Source organism: Neopoerus faecalis, assembly GCF_029218125.1.
Lineage (GTDB): Bacteria > Bacillota > Clostridia > Oscillospirales > Oscillospiraceae > Oscillibacter > Oscillibacter faecalis_A.
Window position 1 is genome coordinate 308,210 of the sequence record NZ_JARFXX010000001.1, and the last position, 16,933, is coordinate 325,142.

Annotated in this window: 15 protein-coding genes; 2 read left to right on the forward strand and 13 right to left on the reverse strand. The window is 59.3% G+C overall.

Features of this window, described 5'->3' with window-relative positions:
* Positions 1-46 precede the first annotated feature (46 nt).
* From PY311_RS01425 to PY311_RS01485, 13 genes are all read right to left on the reverse strand, one after another.
* Positions 47-757, reverse strand: coding sequence for a DivIVA domain-containing protein (locus PY311_RS01425; protein ID WP_286146889.1), 711 nt, complete (start codon positions 755-757; stop codon positions 47-49).
* Between the two features lie 18 nt (positions 758-775).
* Complete coding sequence (locus tag PY311_RS01430; RefSeq protein WP_286146890.1) at positions 776-1,207, reverse strand: cell division protein SepF; 432 nt, start codon at positions 1,205-1,207, stop codon at positions 776-778.
* Positions 1,208-1,224: 17 nt separating this feature from the next.
* The gene (locus PY311_RS01435) at positions 1,225-1,920 is read right to left on the reverse strand and encodes a YggS family pyridoxal phosphate-dependent enzyme (protein ID WP_286146891.1); all 696 of its coding nucleotides are present in this window, start codon (positions 1,918-1,920) and stop codon (positions 1,225-1,227) included.
* Between the two features lie 21 nt (positions 1,921-1,941).
* A complete protein-coding gene (locus tag PY311_RS01440) occupies positions 1,942-3,240 on the reverse strand; it encodes a biotin/lipoyl attachment domain-containing protein (RefSeq protein ID WP_286146892.1) in 1,299 nt (432 codons plus the stop codon).
* 15 nt (positions 3,241-3,255) lie between these two features.
* Positions 3,256-3,495 carry an RNA chaperone Hfq gene (gene hfq, locus PY311_RS01445; RefSeq protein ID WP_286146893.1) on the reverse strand — a complete coding sequence of 80 codons (240 nt, stop codon included), beginning with the start codon at positions 3,493-3,495 and terminating at the stop codon, positions 3,256-3,258.
* A 49-nt stretch (positions 3,496-3,544) separates the two neighbouring features.
* Entirely contained in the window at positions 3,545-4,492 is a 948-nt protein-coding gene (miaA, locus tag PY311_RS01450) for a tRNA (adenosine(37)-N6)-dimethylallyltransferase MiaA (RefSeq protein ID WP_286146894.1), read from the reverse strand.
* Positions 4,493-4,512: 20 nt separating this feature from the next.
* On the reverse strand, positions 4,513-5,106 hold the full coding sequence (locus PY311_RS01455; RefSeq protein WP_286146895.1) for an NAD(P)H-dependent oxidoreductase: 594 nt from the start codon (positions 5,104-5,106) through the stop codon (positions 4,513-4,515).
* A gap of 20 nt (positions 5,107-5,126) precedes the next feature.
* Positions 5,127-7,121, reverse strand: coding sequence for a DNA mismatch repair endonuclease MutL (mutL, locus tag PY311_RS01460; RefSeq protein WP_286146896.1), 1,995 nt, complete (start codon positions 7,119-7,121; stop codon positions 5,127-5,129).
* Between the two features lie 10 nt (positions 7,122-7,131).
* On the reverse strand, positions 7,132-7,839 hold the full coding sequence (locus tag PY311_RS01465; RefSeq protein WP_286146897.1) for a CPBP family intramembrane glutamic endopeptidase: 708 nt from the start codon (positions 7,837-7,839) through the stop codon (positions 7,132-7,134).
* A 74-nt stretch (positions 7,840-7,913) separates the two neighbouring features.
* Positions 7,914-10,523 (reverse strand): DNA mismatch repair protein MutS, encoded by a 2,610-nt coding sequence (gene mutS / locus PY311_RS01470; RefSeq protein ID WP_286146898.1) that lies wholly within the window; start codon positions 10,521-10,523, stop codon positions 7,914-7,916.
* A 130-nt stretch (positions 10,524-10,653) separates the two neighbouring features.
* Positions 10,654-12,066, reverse strand: a complete 1,413-nt coding sequence (gene miaB / locus PY311_RS01475; RefSeq protein ID WP_286146899.1) for a tRNA (N6-isopentenyl adenosine(37)-C2)-methylthiotransferase MiaB — start codon at positions 12,064-12,066, stop codon at positions 10,654-10,656.
* Between the two features lie 16 nt (positions 12,067-12,082).
* Complete coding sequence (locus PY311_RS01480) at positions 12,083-12,700, reverse strand: flavodoxin family protein (RefSeq protein WP_286147063.1); 618 nt, start codon at positions 12,698-12,700, stop codon at positions 12,083-12,085.
* Positions 12,701-12,849: 149 nt separating this feature from the next.
* A complete protein-coding gene (locus PY311_RS01485) occupies positions 12,850-14,565 on the reverse strand; it encodes a peptidoglycan DD-metalloendopeptidase family protein (protein ID WP_286146900.1) in 1,716 nt (571 codons plus the stop codon).
* Positions 14,566-14,849: 284 nt separating this feature from the next.
* Between PY311_RS01485 and pta the strand changes: the two genes are divergently transcribed.
* Both pta and PY311_RS01495 read left to right on the forward strand, forming a co-directional pair.
* Entirely contained in the window at positions 14,850-15,827 is a 978-nt protein-coding gene (gene pta, locus PY311_RS01490) for a phosphate acetyltransferase (RefSeq protein WP_286146901.1), read from the forward strand.
* Positions 15,828-16,474: 647 nt separating this feature from the next.
* A complete protein-coding gene (locus PY311_RS01495; RefSeq protein ID WP_286146902.1) occupies positions 16,475-16,870 on the forward strand; it encodes a hypothetical protein in 396 nt (131 codons plus the stop codon).
* Positions 16,871-16,933: the final 63 nt, after the last annotated feature.

The window sequence follows — 16,933 nt, forward strand, 5'->3', positions numbered from 1 at the left end:
TCCTTTATGACAAAAAACGGCTTTTCAAATTGAAAAGCCGCTTTTCTCAGTCATTGTTATTGTAATTACGGCCGAATTTCAGTTCGTCCAGATTGATCTGGCGGGTGGCGGACAGGTCCGCAAAGGGGTCTGCCGCTTCCGCAGGCGCCGCAGACTCCGCTTCCGGCTCTGCGGGTGCCTTCTCCTCCGCTTCTGCGGGCGCCGCCTCCGGGGCGACAGGGTCGCCGGCGTTGAACGCCGCCATCACATTGTCCTCGATCTCCTGCACAGAATCCGCGGCATCCGCCGCTTCCGGCTCCGTTTCCACCGGCAGTTGGGGAAGCTGCTCCAGGAGCTGAATCTCCTTATCGCACACAGCCCGGACCGCAGCGGAAAATTTTTCCAGTTCCTCCTTGCCCCGGCGCAGACGCTCCTCTGCGGCGATAGCCTCGTTTTTCAGGCAGTTGATCTTCAGCTTCGCGTCGATCTCCGCCTGTGTCATCATCTGATCCCGCTTCTGCTCGGCCTCCTTTACAATGGAGTCCGCCATCCGCTGCGCGGTGAGCAGGGTAGCCCGCATGGAATCCTCGGTGGCGCGGTATTCCTCCACCTTCTCCACCAGCACCTTCAGCTTGGCCTTCAGAGCCGCGTTCTCTTTATAAAGGGCGGTATAATCGTCCGTCAGCTCGTCTAAAAATTCGTCCACCATGGCCATATTGTAGCCGCCGAAGGACGCCTTGGAAAATGAATGGGTAGAAACCTCCTGAGGTGTCAGCATATCCGATGTCCTCCCCGCTTAAAAATACAAGCCGTTGCTTTCCAGCTCATCGATGAGATCACCCTCCAGCTCCACATGGTAAGGGGTGATGATATAGGTGTTGGCCGCCACCTTTTTGATCTTGCCCTCGCCGGCATAGGCCACACCGGAGAGGAAATCAATGAGCCGCCGGGCCACATCCTTGTTGGTGGACTCCAAATTCAGCACCACCGTCCGCTTGTCCTTAAGCTGGTCGGCGATCTCGGACGCATTTTCAAAGCGGTCCGGCTTCACCAGCACTACCTTCAGTTGTGTGGTAGCGTGGATATTCACAACCTTATTGCGGCGATCCTCCGCCTTGTTGCGGCGCTCGTCAAAGGAGCGCTCACGGGGCTCCTCCAACTCCTCATATTCCTCATCCTCATCGTCGTAAGGATGGGTCAGCTTCTTCAGCTCATCCAAAATGCCCATGACGGAACCTCCTGAAATCAAGTGGGATAATGCCGGGCGCCGAAAATAGCGGTACCCACGCGGACCATGGTAGCGCCGCTTCGGATGGCATCCTCAAAATCGCCGCTCATTCCCATGGAGAGACATTTTAATTTATTATGGAACATTTTTTCGTTGATGTCAACAAAAAGTGCCCGTACCTCCTGAAAATACCGCATATTTGTCTCCCGGTCGCTGTCTGCGGGCGGAATGGTCATCAGACCCCGGACCCGGATATGCGCCATCTGCAGCGCCGCCTCCGCCGCGCCGGTCAGCTCGGCGGGTGCAAAGCCGCTCTTGGCCTCCTCACCGCCGATGTTGACCTCCAGCAGAATATCCTGCACAATGCCCTGCTTTTCCGCCTCTTTTTCAACGGCCTCCAGCAGCGGCAGGGAACCGACGGACTGAATCAGCGCCGCCTTGCCGACCACCTGCTTGACCTTGTTGCGCTGAAGATGGCCGATGAAGTGGAGGGGGGCGCCCTCGTATGCGCCCTGCGCCAGCTTTTCCGTCATCTCCTGCACCCGGTTTTCACCCAGCACATCAATGCCTGCGGCAATAGCCTCCCGGCAGGCGGCAGCGTCATTCATTTTGCTGGCGCCCACCAGCGTGATCTCCTTTGGGTCCCGCCCGCACTCCGCACAGGCTACGGCAATCCGCCGGCGAATCTCCGCGATATTTTCCTGAATCGACATAAACGCTCCTTCTTTCTCTCTTTATGATGAAGTGATGACCTTTCCGTCATACAGGTCCCGGGCCGCCACAATGACCTCGTCCCCCGGACGGAGCCTCAGCTTCTCTGCCTCGGCGTCCGCCGTGGTTCGCACCACCGCGTAATCCTCGCCGGTATAGAGCACCTCCACCGGCTTGAATACGGCCTTGGCGCCGGAAACGCAGTATACGCCGGTGACGCTGACCTGCTTTGTAGTTTCCTCTTCTGTTTCAGGGTCCGTCTCCGTCACCTCGCGGACTGCGGACCGCAGCGCCGCACGGGGGACGCGGATACCGTCCGTGCTGTCCAGCACGATCTCCGCGCTCTGGCGGCGCAGCAGCGTCAACTCCTGCAGATATGTATTGCCGCGGAACACCGCCACACAGCGTCCGTTTTCCTCCTGTCCGATGGATACCAGCTCTACCTCTAAATCACGGTCCACATTTTTCGTGAACCGGAGGTACAGCCGCTCGCTGCCCGTCATGTGGCTGCTGCGGTTCTTCAGCGTTTCCGCGTCCTTGGCGGACAGCGTCCCGGCATAGTACCAGCTATCACCCAAAATCAGTTTTCCGGTATTGGCGGGGATTTCCCCCGCTGTCAGAGTGTCCAGTCCGGAGGGCGTCAGCGTGTCAAGACTCTCCGGCATCAGAACGCTCTCATACCCATCCACCACGGCGGAAAACAGCCCGGAGCGCGGTGACTTAATGGTTTTTACGGAGCTTGCCGCCTGCTTTCGAAGAGTCTGTAACTGCGTCTTCAGCTCGCTGATCTGTCCGCTGAGGTCCTCGGTGCCGGAATAGGTGTAATCCCGCTTCAAAACAAGGGAGCGAAGCTCCTGCCCCCGACCCTCCGCCGCATCCAGCCGCCCTGCCGCCAGCGCGGCGCGGTAATCCAGCAGCGTCCGGGAGATCTGGTTGTCCAGCTTCAGCGTGACCTCCGCGCCCAGCATGGTCTCCTGTGCGTATTCCAACTGGGCAATTCGGTCATTCAGCGTTTCCATCTCGTTCTGCCGGTCCAGCGACGCTTGATCGGCATAGACCGAGGCAATGACGCCGCCGGTGCTGACCCGCTCCCCCTCGTTTTTCTGCAGGCGCATCAGTCCCCCGGATTCCCCGGTGAGCACCTGCTCCTGCCGGACCATATAGCCGCTGATGTCCAGCGTATCCTCCACCCGGTAGCTGTAGACCAGCGTGGTGGAGAAGGGATCGTCCACATAGCGGTAGATCTGCACGCCGAAATAGGCCAGGACCCCCAGCGTCAACGCCGCTGCCAGCAATTTACTTGTAAGCGAGCTGTTTTTCATGTGACCTCTTATGTATTACGGTACAGGCTCCTCCGCCTCCCGCAGCTCCACCGGCCTGATGGGCACAATGGTGGAGATGGCGTGCTTATAAATGACCTGCTGTTTACCGTCCGTGTCCAGCACCACCACAAAGGGGTCATACCCCGTGATAATGCCGCGCATCTGAAAACCGTTCATCAAAAACACGGTGACGTTCAGCCGGTCCTCTCTTGCCCGCAGGAGGAATAGGTCCTGTAAATTTACTTTCTTTTGCATCTTGATCCGCTCCTTCTTTATATTTGGGAGCGGCAGTCCGCCCCCGGTTTTATCCTAAACCAGAGGCAGCCAAAATTTCTGTTGAAATCTGTAGTGCACGGGCAAAATCCCGCTGCTTTCCCCATTCGATCCAATGAATGTCTTGATCGCGGCGCAGCCAGGTAAGCTGCCGCTTTGCATATTGCCGGGAGCGGAGCTTTACCAGCTCCAGCGCCTCCGGCTCTGTCAGCGTACCGTCCAGCACGCCCAAAAACTCCTTGTAGCCGATAGCCTGCATGGCGGTGGCGTTTTTTGGCAGGCCCCGGTCCAGCAGGGCGCGGACCTCCGTCAGCAGCCCTTCCGCCGCCATTTTATCCACCCGGCGGTCAATGAGCGCCTTCATATCCTCCCGGTCCGCGAACCGCAGCCCTATTTTTACGGCGCTGTAGCGGTCAGGCATCGCCTGTGTCGCCGCATTGTGGGCCGTGATGGTCTGTCCGGTCTCCCGGTAGACCTCCAGCGCCCGCAAAATCCGCTTCGTGTCGGCAGGGTGGAGGCGCACTGCGCTGTCCGGGTCCACCTGCCGCAGCTCTGCGAGCAGCGGCTCGATACCCTCCTGTTCGAAACGGGTCTCCAGCTCCCGGCGGACTGCGCCGCCGGCACTGCCCTTGGCAAAGCCGTGTCCACGAAGCAGAGCGTCCATCCACAGCCCCGTGCCGCCTACGATCACCGGCAGCCTGCCCCGGGCCAGAATATCGTCCACCACCGGCGTAGCCCGCTGCACATATTCCGCGGCGCTCCATTGCTCCGCCGGGTCCGCCACGGCGATCATGTGGTGCGGTACACCCTGCATCTCCGCCTCCGTGGGGGCGGCGGTGCCGATAGTCATGCCCCGGTAAATCTGCATGGAGTCGGCGGAGACCACCTCGCCGCCGTATTTTTTAGCCAGCAGAACGCCCAGCGTGGTTTTTCCGCAGGCCGTTGGGCCGACAACGCAAATCACCTTCCGTCGCTCCACAGGTGTTCTCCTCTCCGTGCTCAAAGTGTCCGTGCCAGCGTCTCCGCAAGGCTCCGGGCGGCGGTCAGCGTCTCTCCGGCGGTCTCCGGGTGCGCGTCCAGCCCGCCGGCAAACACATAGTCAAATTTCGGAATACCGAACATGGCGGCTAACTGCCGCCAGTGGAGCACACCGATGCTGTCCTCCCGCTCCACATCGCCGCCGCTGGTGAGATACACCAGCCATTGCGCGGCGCAGTCGCCGCAGCAGCCCGCCTCGGTATAGTGATAGGTCAACCCAACGGCGGAAATATACTCGATATACGTCCGCAGGGCCGCCGGATAGCTGAGGTCCCAGAACGGCGCCGCCACCACAACGGCGTCCGCCTCCCGGAACTGCCGGGCCAGCGCATACACCGGGGCGTCAAAATTCCCGGCCTCCGCCAGCGCGTCCCGCTTTTGCAGCAGCGCCGCGTCAAATGGCTTCAGGGCCAACAGCGTTTCCGGCGTTATCTCCTCCGCCGCCGCGTCGGGATGCGCCGCCCGGAAGGCGGTCAAAAACGCCTCCGCCAGCGCATGGGTACGGGAGCCTGCGCCACGGCGGCTGATACAGCAATTTACAAACAGCAGCTTCATTTTTGTTTTCCTTTCAGCCATTATGCGCGCTTGAACAGCTTCTCCAACTCGTATTTGGAAACCTTGACCACCACCGGTCGGCCGTGGGGACAGTAGCGAACCTCGCCGCTCTGCACCTTCTCCACCAGCACCCGCAGCTCAGCAGGGTCGCTGGTCCAGCCGCCCTTGATGGCGGCCTTGCAGGCCATGGTGTGCAGCAGCGCCTCCCGCTTTTCGTCCGGGCTCTGGCCGGAGCGCAGCTTTTGGGCCAGCTCCTCCAGCGTGGCGGCGGTGTCCGCCGCGTCCATATCCGCCGGGATCTCCCGCACGAGAATCGCGCCATCGCCAAAATCCTCGCACCCAAAGCCGAGCTGCTCCAGCAGCTCCAAATTTTCCAGCAGCAGAGCGGCATCCTCCCGTCCCGGCTCTACAGCGATGGGCTGCAAAAGCGTCTGCCGCATGGGCGGCTCCTTGGCCGCCATCAGCCGGTCAAAGTTCACCCGCTCATGGGCGGCATGCTTATCAATGAGCCAGACATTGCCGCTCTCATCCTCGCAGACGATGTAGGTGTGCAGCACCTCGCCCACAATGCGCCACGGTGCCTCGTGGGGCAGCACCGTTTCCTGACCCGGCAGCTCCATGGACGCCTGCGGTGCGGGCGCGGCGGGAATTGCCGGTACAAAGGGCCGCGGCGCAGGCAGCTGTTCCCGCTCTGCCGCCGCTGCCGGGGCGGTCACGGAGGCCGGCGCCTTCCCCAAGGCGGAGCTGGGGGCCTTTGCCATTCCTCTGGGCGGCCAGACCGGCTGCACGCTGTCCGACACCTTGGCGGCGGAGCGCCATTCCGTGTTCCATGTTGGCCTTACCGGCTCCGGCGCGGAGATCGGTTGCACGCCGAAGGCGGCCCGGCTCTCCGGTTTGGGTGGCTGAGGCGTGGGGGCGGGCTTTCCGCCCTGCTCCCGGTACGTCTTGACGTCCATGGACTGAAAGAAGTCCTGCCGGGGATTTTGCACCTGCTGCGGCGGATTTGCCGGCCGCGTCACTGCGCCGCCCCGGGCCTCCAGCGCGTCCATGACCGTGTGGTACACCGCCTCGAACACCTCGTGCTCCCGGGCGAATTTCACCTGCGTTTTCGCGGGGTGGACGTTGACATCCACCGCCGTGACCGGCAGCGTCACCTCCAGCACACAGCCGGGGAAGCGGCCCTTGAGAAGCTGGTTGCGGTAGCCCTCCTCCAGCGCCGCCGTTAAAAGCTGGGACTTGATGAACCGGCCATTGACAAAAAACACCTGCATGGAGCGGGAACCCCGGCCGTTTACCGGCGCGGTGACAAAACCCTGCACCGTAATGTCGCCGCCCCGGCCCTCCACCGGCACCAGCGTTTTGGCAAACTCCCGGCCCAGCGCCGCGTAAACGGCGGACTCCAGCTTCCCGTCGCCGGGCGTATGCAGCGTTTCCTGTCCGTCCTTGATGAATTTGAAGGAAATATCCGGGTGGCTCAGCGCTAAATGCTGCATGAGCCCCGCCACGGCGGCAGTCTCCGCGCTGTCCTTTTTCATGAATTTCAGCCGGGCCGGCGTGTTGTAAAAGAGGTCTGCCACGCGAATCGTGGTGCCTGCGGGAGCGCCCTCCTCCCGGACGGGGCCCATCGCGCCGCCCTCACCGTGGATGGCCGCGCCGATGGCGTCCTCACTCTGCCGGGTCAGTACGTCCACCCGGCTGACAGCGGAAATGGCCGCCAGAGCCTCGCCCCGGAAGCCCAGCGTTCCGATTTTCCCCAAGTCCTCCTCCGTGCGGAGCTTGCTGGTGGCATGGCGCAGAAACGCGGTGGGCAGCTCGTCCGGGGCGATGCCGCAGCCGTTGTCCGTAACCCGAATGAGGCCCATGCCGCCCCGCTGTATCTCCACCACGATGGCGGAGGCCCCGGCGTCAATGGCGTTTTCCACCAGCTCCTTGACAACGGAGGCAGGCCGTTCCACCACCTCGCCGGCGGCGATGAGGTCAGCGACATGGGATGATAATTGTTGAATATGCGGCATAGTGTTCTCCTTACATGGACGCCCAGACACTCAGGGCGTTGGCTGCTGCGTGGAGCAAAACGGAGCTCCACAGCGTTCCGGTATGGTCATAGGCCCACGCCAGCACCAGTCCCGGAACCAGATATTGTACCATCAGCAGAAAATACGTAATGTCCTGCCGCTTCACGGCAAACTGCCAGACATGGAGCAGGGCGAACAGCAGACAGCTTACGGCATAGGCGACAGCGCGGCTCTTGTGCTTCAGATTTCCGAATACCAGCCCCCGGAACAGCACCTCCTCCACAAAGGGCGCCAGAAAAATCACGATCAGCAGCGTGACCCGGGGCGCATCGTGAATCTGCGCGGAAATGGTGGAGTCATTGAGATTGGTATGGTTGTTCACCAGCAGCCGCGTCAGGCGGTACATCAGCTCATTGAGGCCGTACAGGGCGATCAGACCCACCACAACGGCCTTGCAGGCGTTTCCCAGATTATCGGCAAAATTCCGGGTGGTGCGACCGATAAAGCCGTGGAAGATCAAAATCGTCACGGCGAAAAGCGTATAGTAATAAATGGCGTTTTGCAGGGAAGGGGAGATGCTCACCGCCAGCAGCCGCTCCGCCAAGCGGAACAGCGATGCCGTGGCAAAGGGGAGCACCACCAGATAGATCACAAAAAACACCGTACCGGCGATCTGCTCGCCGGGGGACATATAGGGAGAGGATTTTCGCTTTGCCATTGCAGGGCTCCTTTTTTGATTTTCCCTTTCAAGGGGGCGGGACGATATCCCGCCATACGGCGTGAAAGCGGCTGTTACTTGCTTAGCTTTTGCTTCAGCTCATACAAAAGCCCCATGGCCTCGATGGGCGTCAGCGTGTCCGGCTGACAGCGGCGGATGGCATCCAGCACCTCACCCTCGCCGATGGCATCCAGCGAGACCTGATCGGTTTCCTTTCGAGCCGCCACATACTGTACGCCGTTTTCCTCCTCCAGCTCCTTGAGAATGACCTTGGCCCGCTGGACCACCTTATCCGGCAGTCCCGCCAGCTTGGCCACCTCGATGCCGTAGCTGCGGTCGGCGCCGCCGGGGACGATCTTCCGCAGGAAAATAATGTCCTCGCCCCGGCGCTTCACCGCGATGTTGTAGTTCACCGTACCGGGGAGGGTATTTTCCATTTCCGTCAGCTCATGATAATGGGTGGCAAACAGTGTCTTTGCTCCCAGCGTCTTTTTGTCGGCGCAGTATTCCAATACCGCCCGGGCAATGGCCATACCGTCAAACGTAGAGGTGCCCCGGCCGATCTCGTCCAGAATCAACAGGGAATTTTTCGTGGCCTGATGGAGAATATCGGAAACCTCCGTCATCTCCACCATGAAGGTAGACTGTCCCGCGGACAGATCATCGCTGGCGCCGATACGGGTGAAAATACGGTCCACCACGCCGATGTGGGCGTACTTGGCGGGAACAAAGCTCCCCATCTGCGCCATGAGCACAATGAGGGCCACCTGCCTCATATACGTGGATTTACCGGCCATGTTGGGACCGGTGATGATAGCCACCCGCTCCTCCTTTTCGCCCATAAACGTATCGTTGGGAACAAACAGGCTGTCCTTTAAAACCTTTTCCACCACCGGATGGCGGCCCTCGCGAATCTCAATGACCCCGGACTCGTCCACCTCCGGGCGGCAGAAATTGTTGTGGACTGCCACGGCGGCAAAGGAGCACAGAGCGTCGCACTCCGCCACTGCCGCCGCCGTTTTCTGGATACGGGCGGCGCTGTCGGCAATGCGCTGGCGCAGGGCGGAGAACAGCTCGTATTCCAGCGCCACCACCCGCTCGGAGGCCGTCAGGATCTCGTGTTCCAGATCCTTTAGCTCCTGGGTGATGAACCGCTCGCCGTTCACCAGGGTCTGCTTGCGGATATAGGTCTCCGGCACCAGCTCCTTAAAAGCGTTGGAGACCTCGATATAATAGCCGAACACCTTGTTGTAGCCGATCTTCAGCGTGCGGATGCCGGTTTTCTCCTTTTCCTTGGCCTCCATCTCAGCGATGACACCCTTGCCGCTTTTCAGGATATGCCGCAGGCGGTCTACCTCCTCATTGCAGCCGTCCCGGATAATGCCGCCCTCCCGGACGGAAAACGGCGGCTCGTCGCAGACCGTGGCGGCGATGTCGCCGCCGATGTCATCCAGCGTGTCCATGGCCTCCGTCAGCTCGGTCAGGCGGCGGTCGGAAAAGGCAGAAAGCTGCTCCTTCAAATTCGGCAGCTTTTCAATAGCAGCCCGGAGGGATACCATGTCCCGCCCGCCGGCGGTGCCGTAGACGATGCGGCCGATAAGCCGCTCCATGTCTCCAAGGCCGGTCATTCCGGCGATGAGCTCCTCCCGGCGGATGGTATCGTTTACCAGCGCCGCCACGGCGCCGCTGCGGCGGTCAATATCCGTCACGGACAGGAGGGGGCGTTCTAACCAGCTTCGCAGCATCCGCCCGCCCATGGGCGTTTTCGTCTTGTCCAGCACCCAGAGGAGGCTGCCCTTTTTCTCCTTGCTTCGAAGGGTCTCCGTCAGCTCCAGATTCCGGCGGGCGGCCAGATCCAGCTCCATAAACCGGCCCTGACGGTAGTAATCCAGCTCCCGGATGTGGGAGAGGTCGGTTTTCTGGGTCTCGTAGAGGTAGTTCAGCAAACCGCCCAGAGCCATGGCGGCGGCAGGTTCCCCGGCGGGCAGCCTGGAAAAGGCTTCCTCACCAAATTGGGCGCGGATATTTTTCTCCGCCTCCGCCAGCCGGAACCGGCGCTCACCACCGTTTTCATAGCGGCAGTGGAATTTGTCGGTAAGGACGTCTGTCAGCGCCTTCTCGCTGAATGCCCCGTCGCTGAGAATGGCTTCGGCGGGGCTGAACCGGCCCAGCTCATTGATGATGTGGGTCAGGGTATCTTTACCTGAGAAGGCGGTGAGGTGAGTCTCACCGGTGGACAGGTCGCAGAATGCTATGCCGCCCCCCTGACTGTCCAGATAAATACCGCAGAGGTAGTTTCCGGACTTATCATCCAGACATGCGGCATCGATGACGGTGCCGGGGGTCACCACCCGGATAATATTCCGCTTCACCAGCCCCTTGGCGGTGGCGGGGTCCTCCATCTGTTCGCAGATGGCCACCTTGTAGCCCTTGGCGATGAGCCGGGCAATGTAGGACTCGCTGGCGTGATAGGGGATGCCGCACATGGGAACCCGCTCCTCGGCAGGCTTGGCATTTTTGCCGTGGTCTCGGGAGGTCAGGGTCAGGTCCAGTTCCTTAGAGGCCAGCTTGGCATCATCGGCGAACATTTCATAAAAGTCCCCCAGACGGAAAAACAAAATGGAATCCGGGTTTTCCTTTTTAATTTCCAGATATTGCTTCATCATGGGGGTAAGCTCCGCCATAAAAATACCTCTTTCTATCTCGTTGGCTTAAACTTCTGATTTATTTTGCCGCACCGCGGCGGCAGGGAAATACGGCTTTCAGCCGCAGGGCGGGGGCGTTATGCGGTGCGTCCGGCAGGCAAAGTCCGCTTTATACCGCCTCTCCGTAGAGCGCCCACGTATTGCTGTCGGTGATTTTTACATTTATGAACTGCCCGATGAGGTCCTTGTCGCCCTTCAGGCGCACCAGCCGGTTGCCCTCGGTGCGGGCCGTGAGAGGGAAGCGCTCGTCATCGCTCTCACCGTCCACCAGCACCCGCAGCGTTTTGCCGACATAGCTGGCATGGACCTTTGCGGAATGAGCGTTCTGCACCTCCAGCAGCTTATCGAACCACTTCTGTTTTTCGGCCCGGGTGGCGGGGTCGGGCATTTCCGCCGCCCTTGTGCCGGGACGGGGGGAGTAGATAAACGTAAACAGCGCATCGTAGCCCACCTCTTCCACAAGGGAAACGGTGTCCATGGCCTCCGCCTCCGTTTCGCCGGGGAAACCGATGATGATGTCGCTGGTAATTACCAGTCCCGGCATCACGCTTCTGGCGTAGCGGACCTCCTCCAGATACTTTTCCCGGGTATAGCGGCGGTTCATTTCCTTGAGCACCCGGTCATTGCCGGACTGCACCGGCAGATGGAGCTGCTTTGCGACATGGCTGCATTTCGCCATGACGTCGAACAGGCGGTTCGTAGCGTCCTTGGGATGGCTGGACATGAAGCGGATGAGATACTCGCCGGGAATTTTATCAATGTCCTCCAGCAGATCCGGGAAGCGATAGTCCCCCTCCAGATCGTTGCCGTAGGAGTTGACGTTCTGGCCCAACAGGGTGATGTCCTTATACCCGGCCTCTACCAGCTCCCGCACCTCCCGCAGCACATACTGTGGGTCCCGGCTGCGTTCCCGGCCCCGGACGTAGGGCACGATGCAGTAGGAGCAGAAGTTGTTGCAGCCATACATGATGCTGACCCATGCCTTTACGCCCTTTTCCCGCACCACGGGAATGCCCTCGGCAATGGTACCATCCTCATCGTCCGTGGCAAAGACCCGCTTCCGGGTCTCATACACCTGCCACAAAAGCTCCGGGAATTTCCACAGGGCGTGTGGGCCGAACACAAGGTCCACATGGCGGTAGGATGCCTTCACCCGATTTGCCACCCGCTCCTCCTGCGCCATGCAGCCGCACAGGCAGATGACCTGCTCCGGGTTCTCCTTTTTTGTATGGGTCAGAATGCCCAAATTGCCGAACACCCGCTGCTCCGCGTGCTCCCGGACAGCGCAGGTATTCAAAATCACAAGGTCTGCTTCCTTGGCGTCCTCCGTGAACGTAAAGCCGCAGTCCGCCAGCATTCCCATAAGCATCTGACCGTCCGCCACATTCTGCTGACAGCCGAAGGTGTCCACACAGGCAACGGGATGGGCCTCCCGCGCCGCGAACATCGCCTTGATTTTTGCCTCAAAGTCCCTCTGACGCGCCAGTGCGTCCTCGGATACCAGTACATTTTCCCGCTTCAAGTGGTTCTTCCTCCAATTATCTGATAAAATGCGTGGCGATTCTCGCCTCCTGCTCCGGCAGGCCAAAGCGCTCCTTCCCCAAGGCGATGCTCCGCATCAGGAACGTCATGTTCCTTGCCAGCGTCCGCATGGTCTGGCGGCCCTCCCCGTCGGCCTCCGCCTCACCGGGGGTACGGCCGTGGATACTGTTCCAATACTGACTGGAGGCCACCGGCATCCCGGAAATGGTGAAGTATTTGTTCAGCTCATCAAAGGTGGCAGAGCAGCCGCCCCGGCGGGCGCACACCACACTGGCCCCCACTTTCATGGTCTTATCAAAGGGCGTGCTGTAAAACAGCCGGTCAAGGCACGCGACAAGCGTCGCGTTGGCCGAGGCGTAATATACCGGACTCGCGACCACCAGACCGTCCGCCGCCTCAAATTTCGGGGCCAGCTCATTGACAGCATCGTCAAATACGCACTTTCCGATCTTGGCGCAGCCGCCGCAGGCCACACAGCCCCGAATCGCCCGGTTTCCGATAATGACCGTTTCTACTTCCACGCCGTTTTCCCGGAAAACTGTTTCTATTTCCCGCAGCGCCACGGCAGTATTGCCGTTGGGGCGGGGACTGCCGTTGAACATCAGTACCTTCAAAGTCTCCATTTCGCGTTTCTATTTCCTTTCAACTCTCCGCGCGTTGGGGGACACGCGGAGAAATTCCGATATTCTCACAAAATAATTATAGCACAAAGCCCCGGCGGATACAAGAAAAAGGAGGACAGACGTCCTCCTTTTTCCGAATATTACGAAAGGTAGTTCAGCGGGTTTTTCGCCACGCCGTTATAGCGTACCTCAAAATGGCAGTGGTTGCCGGTAGAGTTGCCGGTGGAGCCGGCCCGGGCTACCTGCTGGCCCTTATAAACGTGCTGTCCCACGCTGACGGTCAGGCTGGAATTGTGGCCGTACCGGGTGACGTAGCCGTTGCCGTGGTTGATCTCCACAAGATACCCGTAGCCGCTCATCCAGCCGGCGTAGGTCACGGTGCCGCCATCTGCGGCATAGATGGGCGTCCCTCTGGGGACAGCGATGTCAATGCCCTTATGGTTGGTGGAGCCGATACCGCCGGGGGATTTTCGCCCGCCGAAATACGAGGTGATGCGGCCGCTGGTGGGCCAGCGGAAGCTGCCGGTGGGGAGCCATGTGGGCCGGGCCTTCGTGCCCCGGAGGCGATACTCCGTCACCGGCTCCTTCAGCGTTACAGAGGAAAGGATGGTGCGCTCCGTCTCCTCGCCGTTGACATACGTGGCCTTGGCCATCACGTCCGCCTTGCCGTATTCGCCCTTGGAGGTGACCTTATAATCGCCCTGATAGAGATTGGCGCTGTCAGTATACTCAATATCGTAGGAGACATCCTCCAGATACCGCTCCTGCTTTTCCACTGTCATCGTCAGGTAGGGGACAGAGGCGGACAGCGTCAGCACCTCGCCGATCTGCAGCTTGTTGATGTTGTAGCCGGGGTTCAGCGCCAGCAACTCGCCGGAGGTCATATCGTTCCGGGCGGCAATCTGAGACCACGTATCGCCCTTTTTCACCTCATAAGTGACCTCGGCGGTCTTGGTGCTGTACAGCAGCTCCGCGATGTAGCCCAGATTCATGATCTCGCTGGTAGGCACATACTCCTGCCGAATCTCCACATCCTCTTTAAATTTGCAGGAAATGGTGTCCTCATCCGAGGCCGCCTTCTGAAGCTGCACCAGCAGCTCGTCCAGCGCGCCCTCATAGGGCGTGGTGCCGATGCGGTCCCCGTTGACATAGAGGCAGTACGCCTTTGTCACAAGGCCGATGCAATCGGACAGCTCCGTTTCGTAGGTCTCCTTATCCTCCAGGTCCTGCCGGAGCATCCAGCCGGAATCGTATTGCAGCAGAGAAGCATCAATGGCATAGGTCTTGCCCAGCGTCTGCGCGGTGATGGCCTCCAGATCCTTCCGGGCGCTCTCCGCCTCCTTTTTGGACGCCACCGCCCCCAGTACTGTTCCATCATAGGTCACTGTTGTGCCAATGGTGAAAAACGAGAAAAACAGAATGATGCCCGCCAATACGCAGCTTCCGCCCAGAAAAATCAGAGAGTGCTGCCGCTTCTTCTTATCGTCAAAGCGGGACTCGATCCAAGCTGCCAGCCGGCCGGAACGGCGAATCTTTTCCTTGCGGCGGCCCCGAATCTTTTCCGCAAGGCCGCTGGCTGCGGAGGGCAGCAGGCCCCACAGCATCAGCAGAAATTGCAGCGGCAGACGGTTGGATTCCGGAAAGCGCTGCGCCTTGGCCTCCCGGATGACGCGGCGGCTGCGGCGGCCGAACCAGCGGAGCTTTTTCCCGGTGCGGAAGCGGAGCTTGCCCCAGAAGTCCGAAGGCTCCTCCGGCACATGGCGCTTGCGGCGGCGGGGCCGGGGCGTCTCCGCCGGCTTTTCCGTTTCCTCGGGCCAGTCCGGCAGCTTGTAGGTTTTATCGCTATCGTGATTCATAGTTCTCCTATATAAAAAACCGAAAAGGTCAAAATGGTTACAATTTGTTACCGAATTATTTTACAGCCTTTCGCCCTATCCGTCAAGGCACATCTGCCATTTTGCAGGTTTTTTATTGATTCTGACGGTGGTTTTGTGTCGATTTTTAACAGGAAAGCCCCAAAACTCCGCAAAAATTACCCCGGAATTTGGCACATTTTTTATTGACCAAACACAAGGACCGTGTATAATAAGGAGTGGAATTGTAAAATTCATTCCCTGAATTAAAAATTGGAGGAATCATCATGTTTGAGTTTCTGATCAACAAGCTGAAGGCGCATCCCCGCAAGATCGTCTTCACCGAGGGCTCCGATCCCCGCATTCTGGAGGCTTCCGCCCGTCTGCTGTCCGGTACGTTCCTGACCCCCGTTCTGGTGGGCAATGAGGCCGAGATTCAGGCGGCCGCCGAGAAGGCCGGCTTCAACATTCGCGGCGCCATCATCATCGACCCCGCCACCTTTGCCGACATGGACAAGATGGTGGCCCTGATGGTAGAGCTCCGCAAGGGCAAGATGACCGAGGAGGACTGCCGCAAGGCGCTCTCTCAGGCCAACTACTTCGGCACCATGCTGGTGAAGATGGGCTATGCCGACGCTCTGCTGGGCGGCGCTACCTATTCCACCGCCGATACGGTCCGTCCCGCTCTGCAGATCATCAAGACCAAGCCGGGCAACAAGATCGTATCCTCCTGCTTCATTATGGTCCGTCCCTCTGCTACCGGCGAGAACGAGGTGCTGGCTATGGCCGACTGCGCCATCAACATCAAGCCCAACGAGGATGAGCTGGTGGAGATCGCCGTTGAGACCGCCAAGACCGCCAAGGTCTTCGGCATTGACCCCAAGGTTGCCTTCCTGAGCTACTCCACCCACGGCTCCGGCAAGGGCGAGGACGTGGACAAGATGCGCAACGCCTGCGAAAAGGCCAAGGCCGCTATGCCCGACGTCCCCGTGGACGGTGAGTTCCAGTTCGACGCCGCCGTGTCTCCCGTTGTGGCCAAGACCAAGCACATCGACGGCCCTGTGGGCGGCCACGCCAACACCTTCATCTTCCCCGACATCAATGCCGGCAACATCGGCTACAAGATCTGCCAGCGCATGGGCAGCTTCGACGCCTACGGCCCCATTCTGCAGGGCCTGAACGCTCCCATCAATGACCTGTCCCGCGGCTGCAACGCCCAGGAGGTCTACTCCATGGCTATCATCACCGCCGGTCTGGTGGACTGATTTCCAAAACCGACAAAATCGCCCTGTTTCGCTTGAAACAGGGCGCTTTTATTGACAGTGGGCCGCAGAATTGGTAAAATATTGTCAGGCGCTGCACGAACGGCAGGCGGTTAGCTACACCACCCGAAAGGGGGTGCTGTCTATGCGTATCACATTACATATCGGACGGTTTACCGTGACGATCATTGTGAAAAGCAGAAACCGCCACTCTGCCAAGTGACGGTTTCTTAGGATTTCCTAACTAATTACTCACTGGGCTAACCGCTTGTCGCAGCGCCCTTTTCATGTTTATTATAAAAGCTATGACCAGAAATGTCAAGCAATGAAAATGACCGCCCGGCGGCCACCGAGCGGTTAACATAGGAAACTTTGTTTAACTCTTGAGGGCTGACCGTCGGCAACAGCGCCCTTTTCTATGCTCAATTATATAAGGCGGGGGCGGAAATGTCAAGCCCCATGGGAAACGCGGAGCGCGCGCCGGGAGGCGGGCGCAATTTTTTTTGCGGAAAATTTGAAAAATTTTCGCGGCTGTTGCACGTTTTCGTGCAACAGGGGGCAAATATGTGCGGGTGTTTGGTAAAGTTATGATTACATAACAAGAAATACGCCAATATTGCAGTAAGTGAATGTAACGGAGGGAAAGGACTATGAAGAAAACCGCGCAATTCGGACTGAACCAGTGGGAAATGAGCGACCGCATCCAGATGCAGGACTTCAACGCAGACAACGCAAAAATCGAGGCGGCGCTGGCAAAGCGGAACTGCCAATTTTACACGGCCAGCTACACCGGGGACGGTGAAGGGGAGCGGACACACACATTTCCCGCAAAGCCAGTCTTTGTCCTTATCATCAGCGTTGGATATTTCTACGTTTTGATGCACAACGCAGAAAAGGGCTACAATTACTATGCCGGGCGCGCAGGCAACTATGATGTCACATGGACGGAGGACAGCGTTACGCTATCCCGGCCCAACGCCGCCCCTGACATCGCCAACACCAATGGCACCGTTTACAGCTTATTTGCTATTTTAGATGCAAAGTAAGACAAAAAATAAACCTCCCCGCTCCTTACGGAGCGGGGAGGTTGCCAATCAGAGGCCAAGGAG

What these genes read in the sequence shown, in the direction of transcription:
- PY311_RS01425 (WP_286146889.1), bottom strand. Translation starts at nt 757, where the DNA reads ATGCTGACACCTCAGGAGGTTTCTACCCATTCATTTTCCAAGGCGTCC.
- PY311_RS01430 (WP_286146890.1), bottom strand. Translation starts at nt 1,207, where the DNA reads ATGGGCATTTTGGATGAGCTGAAGAAGCTGACCCATCCTTACGACGAT.
- PY311_RS01435 (WP_286146891.1), bottom strand. Translation starts at nt 1,920, where the DNA reads ATGTCGATTCAGGAAAATATCGCGGAGATTCGCCGGCGGATTGCCGTA.
- PY311_RS01440 (WP_286146892.1), bottom strand. Translation starts at nt 3,240, where the DNA reads ATGAAAAACAGCTCGCTTACAAGTAAATTGCTGGCAGCGGCGTTGACG.
- hfq (WP_286146893.1), bottom strand. Translation starts at nt 3,495, where the DNA reads ATGCAAAAGAAAGTAAATTTACAGGACCTATTCCTCCTGCGGGCAAGA.
- PY311_RS01455 (WP_286146895.1), bottom strand. Translation starts at nt 5,106, where the DNA reads ATGAAGCTGCTGTTTGTAAATTGCTGTATCAGCCGCCGTGGCGCAGGC.
- mutL (WP_286146896.1), bottom strand. Translation starts at nt 7,121, where the DNA reads ATGCCGCATATTCAACAATTATCATCCCATGTCGCTGACCTCATCGCC.
- PY311_RS01465 (WP_286146897.1), bottom strand. Translation starts at nt 7,839, where the DNA reads ATGGCAAAGCGAAAATCCTCTCCCTATATGTCCCCCGGCGAGCAGATC.
- mutS (WP_286146898.1), bottom strand. Translation starts at nt 10,523, where the DNA reads ATGGCGGAGCTTACCCCCATGATGAAGCAATATCTGGAAATTAAAAAG.
- PY311_RS01485 (WP_286146900.1), bottom strand. Translation starts at nt 14,565, where the DNA reads ATGAATCACGATAGCGATAAAACCTACAAGCTGCCGGACTGGCCCGAG.
- pta (WP_286146901.1), top strand. Translation starts at nt 14,850, where the DNA reads ATGTTTGAGTTTCTGATCAACAAGCTGAAGGCGCATCCCCGCAAGATC.
- PY311_RS01495 (WP_286146902.1), top strand. Translation starts at nt 16,475, where the DNA reads ATGAAGAAAACCGCGCAATTCGGACTGAACCAGTGGGAAATGAGCGAC.